We start from the raw sequence: 4,485 nt of genomic DNA, 5'->3' as shown, positions 1-4,485 counted from the left end.
TCTTTCAACTGAGGTTCAACTGAAAAGAAAAAATATATACATTAGCAGTGCAATGAATCAATTATCATATACTCAGAGCTCAACAGGCAATTTTTTTAACTATGATTTAACGGACGTAAGTTTATTGGATTATGGTGCCAGGATGTATACACCAGAATTAGGTAGGTGGTTTAATGTTGATCCCCGTGGTGAAGAGCTGTATTCGTTGTCATCATATAACTATGTAGGAAACAACCCTATTTACTTCATTGATCCAGATGGAGAGATGATGTCTACACATACAGATGAAGAAGGGAACGTAGTTGCTGTTTATGACGATGGAGATAAAGGTGTATATAAGCATGAAGGGAATAAAGAAGAGGCAAAGAAGAGCGTAAAAAAGAATTATTCTTCAGAAAACACATCTGCAGGAGGTCAAAAGATGGGAGAGAGTGTTCATATATATTCTTTTGCTGATTTTGAAAATGTAGAAAATGGAATTATTGGTGAAGATGGAAATATTGCTGCAGAAGGAGCAAAGATTGATTTTGATAGTACTTGGGCTAAAGATAAAATAGATAAAGGATTAAATGAGTTACCTAATTTTTTTGAATATATTAAATATGCAACTGGAGAAGGTAAATACAATTTAAAAGTCCATCATAAAAATGGGTACTATGGAGGATCTCAAGTAAAGAAAGGCTTGTATGGATCAGCTAGGGATGCTGGAAATATTCTTGCAGGTGCAGCAGCTGTAAAATTTGGATTATCACGCGATTTCGCTTATACATCTTTTGGCGCAGTTAATCAGGGAGGAAATAATTTAATTGTATCAGGGATAATTTCTTTTTTTAATGCTCTATCAAAAGCACCTGCAGGAAGACGAAATATATCAGGTGGATTTTTAGATAGACATCCAACAAAAGGAGAAGACAAAGGGTCCTATAATGGTATAGTATATGGGTATGATAAATATTAATAAACCGATAAAGAAATATAGCTTTGTTTCTTTATGTATAATTGTTGTAGGGTTATTCTTGTATCAAGAATTTGATGCGAGTTATAAATTTGAGTATTTATACTCTATAGAAAAAAAGAATGTTGTGACTAGAATAGAATATGAATCACTTTTTGAAGAAGCAACTTATTTTACAACAGGATATTATTGTGAGAATGAAATTCCAAATTCTTATGTAAAACCAATATATTCAGGTTTTACATCTGGATTTCAGCTTGTTTTTTTCTGGAAAAATGACACATGTGTTTTTAATCATTGTTATGGAATATTTGAAGTTGTAAATCCAGAAGGAAGATTTCTTTTTAAGAAGGTTATGGTTGATGAATTGATGGATATGAAGAATGATACAACAGGAGATTATCATTATGAAATTGAGAAAGCTCTATTCTAAGTAAGGTGAACTCTGTTTTTTTTATATAAAAACCCCACTTTTGTAATATTACGAGTGGGTTTTTTAAAGTCTTATTAGTCACAAAGATGACCAAAAAGGAACAAATCTGAGATATGTAATTTTATTTAATTTAGAACCGTTCTGTATAGAGTCGGTATTTTTATTAAAGAAGTCTTTGAGTTTTTTCTTTGTTAGAAATGTCTCAATCATTTTAAACACCATGTTATGATTAACGGTAATATGACAGTTGATCCAAACAAAGGCTTGTCTGATATAAAGTACAATAACCTTAATCTGCCATACTCAATAACCAAAGGCTCGGATAAGATAAATTATATCTATGACGTTACCGGACGTAAACTGGCAAACAAACTGAGTGGTAAAACAAAATACTACCTTGGTAACTTTGTATATACCGATTATAAACTTGAATATATGATATGCTCATAGGTTCTTGTTAAAGAAACTGTCAAAGGAGCTGAAATTACTAAATTTTAAAAGATATATTATGAGAAAATTTCCCAAGATAGAAGAAAATCAAGTTTTATTAGTTAGAGCCGAAAATAAAACAGGAATTATTTTAGATGAAAAATTAGAATATTTAGTTAATGATAATCAAAAATGGTGTACAGTATTTTCATCATTAGAATATGCAAAAGAGCAGGCTATATTGTTTGTGAGGAGGTCTAATGGAAATGTTGAATGTGCAATTTATGATAGTAAAGAAGAGTTAACTTTATTTATTGACAATAATAATATTGATCAATTTTAATAAGAATAATATTTCCCATGTTTAAAGAAGGGAGTCTATTCTTTATATTTAAAATAGCCTCCTTTTTATTATTAAATATCCTCACAGTGTAATAGAGTTTATGGATAATCTAACATACAGATACAATAGCAGTAATCAGCTTATAACAGTAACCGATGCAGGAACAACAGAAGGTTTCAAACAGGGTTCTGGTGATTATCTGTATGATGCCAATGGTAATATGACAGTTGATCCGAACAAAGGGCTGTCTGATATAAAGTACAATAACCTTAATCTGCCATACTCAATAACTAAAGGATCTGATAAGATAGGTTGTATATATGATGTTACAGATAGTAAGTCAGCCAATAAGGTACTTGAACTTGGTTGTAACTGCCAAAAATTGAAGAATGATAACTAATAAAAAAGGTTTTACAAGATTAAATATTACATTAATCATATTAAGTATTATACCGTATCTGTTTACAATAGCAAAGAAAGAAGGGTGGCTGCATTTTAATTTAAAAATTTTATATGTATCAGGTTTTGCTATAGTTTCTTACCTTCTTGTTGTAATGTTATTCTCAGGTAAAAAATATCTTGGGAATGAAGTTAAGTCTGAGATTAAGTTTAGAAAGTATTGTGTTTATGGTTTAAATAAAATAATAGTAGCCATTATAATAGGCTATACTTTAATAGATGATAAGCTTTTGCCTGAAAAAAGCACTATACATTATTTATACTTTTTACTTTTAAGTCTTTTCTTTCTATTGCATCTTAGGTTAAGAAAAATAGAATAAGTTAAACATGATTTGTATCTCAAAAGGTTAGGCATAACATTTTGTTTGTTTTTATGAAAAAGAAAAAATGAAGTATATAACAATATTAGGGTTACTATTTATAGGTATAACCCTTTCCGCACAATCAGTACATTATAAATTAGATAATAAAGGTAGAGGTTCTTCCGGTAATCATGTAGATATTAGTATTCTGACTTTAAGTGCTGATTCAACATACAGATATCAGAATTTGCGGTTTGCAAATAAATGGAGCAGAAGAAAATATATTGTATCAGACAGAGTAGTTGAGTATGGTAAATGGATAAAAGATGCAGATACAATAAAATGTTATACAGAGTACCCTTTAGAGAGAAAAGGAGACAAAACATACTATTTTTATGCAAAGAATAGAATATACTATATGAGATACCCTTTCTGCGAATATACATTTAAGTGCAGTAAGAAATTTCCGTGGAAAATGATAAGTGAGGAAAAAGCAGATATATTCCTTAAGTAAAAATGAATAGATTTTAGTAATGAAGTATATATATGTTGTGACTTTATGTTTACTGTTAATTAGTTGCAATGAACATAACGGATCAGAAGAGAATAAAACCTTCTTAAAAGGAGTTGACAGAATCGATAAAGATGAACTCGAATTTATTGATGTAATCTATAATAATAGGCTAAGAAGTAGTGATTTAGAAATCTACTATGATTATAAGAGTAATGAGGAGTATTATGATTCATTAATAAGAATCTCATTCAAATCAGATTCAAATATAGAGTCTAAGCTTTCTGGTGCAAAAGAGAGAGTTGATAACTACATCTCTTCAAGAATTAACGAAGTAAAAAATGAGTATTACAACAGTGATGTTTTGCCGGGAGGAGAAGAGTTTTATAATCTGTTTGAACTTGAAGATACTGTATTCCTGAATTTTTTACTGAAAGTTTTAGAAGAGCATGATTATAAAGATTATGATGGTATAATAAAAGACTTTTTAGAATACTATCCTAATTTACTACCTGACAGTGTTAGATACGATACTGTATTGTTTAATTGATATACATGTAGCAACTAATGACCAAAGAAACAATAAAACATTCTGTGTAATTGTTATGATTTTGTTTTCGGTTAATGCATTACTTCTGATAAATTTAAAAAATGAAAAAATTAAGGTTTTTTATTTTAGCAGTTATACTTATTGGTTTAATATTTCTGGGGATAAAAAGTGTTTCATATCTGCAAGCAAGATTAATAATTAAGGACATTAATTTAAAAAGCAGATATATAAATAATGTTCCGGAAAGTATGAGTATACAAAATATAACAATTAACAACTCCATAAAACTTGATTCATTACAGATACCAATATCATCTCTTGATACTTTCTTTGCAAGATTTAATGACAATACACATTTAGCTAGCAGAATTCAACTGACAAATGCAACATTCTGATTAAACAATAATTTTTCCATTACAAATATAGGCGTTTCAAAATTATATCTTTTTCTAGGCCTATTATTTAGTTTATCTTCAATTGTCTTAATGAATTCATCAGATAGC

The 4,485-nt window shown here is 29.2% G+C and carries 6 protein-coding genes; all 6 read left to right on the top strand.

Features of this window, described 5'->3' with window-relative positions; genetic code table 11:
- Nucleotides 1-958 (top strand): RHS repeat-associated core domain-containing protein (locus tag N4A55_RS06185; protein ID WP_293754679.1); only part of this gene is annotated, 958 nt, incomplete at its 5' end.
- Nucleotides 939-1,388 carry a hypothetical protein gene (locus tag N4A55_RS06180; RefSeq protein ID WP_293754678.1) on the top strand — a complete coding sequence of 150 codons (450 nt, stop codon included), beginning with the start codon at nt 939-941 and terminating at the stop codon, nt 1,386-1,388. The genes N4A55_RS06185 and N4A55_RS06180, both read left to right, overlap by 20 nt.
- A 508-nt stretch (nt 1,389-1,896) precedes the next feature.
- Nucleotides 1,897-2,160 (top strand): hypothetical protein, encoded by a 264-nt coding sequence (locus N4A55_RS06175; RefSeq protein WP_293754677.1) that lies wholly within the window; start codon nt 1,897-1,899, stop codon nt 2,158-2,160.
- 100 nt (nt 2,161-2,260) lie between these two features.
- Nucleotides 2,261-2,560: a hypothetical protein gene (locus N4A55_RS06170; protein WP_293754676.1), complete on the top strand. Its 300-nt coding sequence runs from the start codon at nt 2,261-2,263 to the stop codon at nt 2,558-2,560.
- A gap of 446 nt (nt 2,561-3,006) precedes the next feature.
- Nucleotides 3,007-3,435 carry a hypothetical protein gene (locus N4A55_RS06165; protein WP_293754674.1) on the top strand — a complete coding sequence of 143 codons (429 nt, stop codon included), beginning with the start codon at nt 3,007-3,009 and terminating at the stop codon, nt 3,433-3,435.
- 37 nt (nt 3,436-3,472) lie between these two features.
- A complete protein-coding gene (locus N4A55_RS06160; RefSeq protein ID WP_293754673.1) occupies nt 3,473-3,982 on the top strand; it encodes a hypothetical protein in 510 nt (169 codons plus the stop codon).
- Nucleotides 3,983-4,485: the final 503 nt, after the last annotated feature.

This window comes from Vallitalea sp. (assembly GCF_025211055.1).
Lineage (GTDB): Bacteria > Bacillota > Clostridia > Lachnospirales > Vallitaleaceae > Vallitalea.
This window is presented reverse-complemented; position numbering and strand designations above follow the sequence as displayed.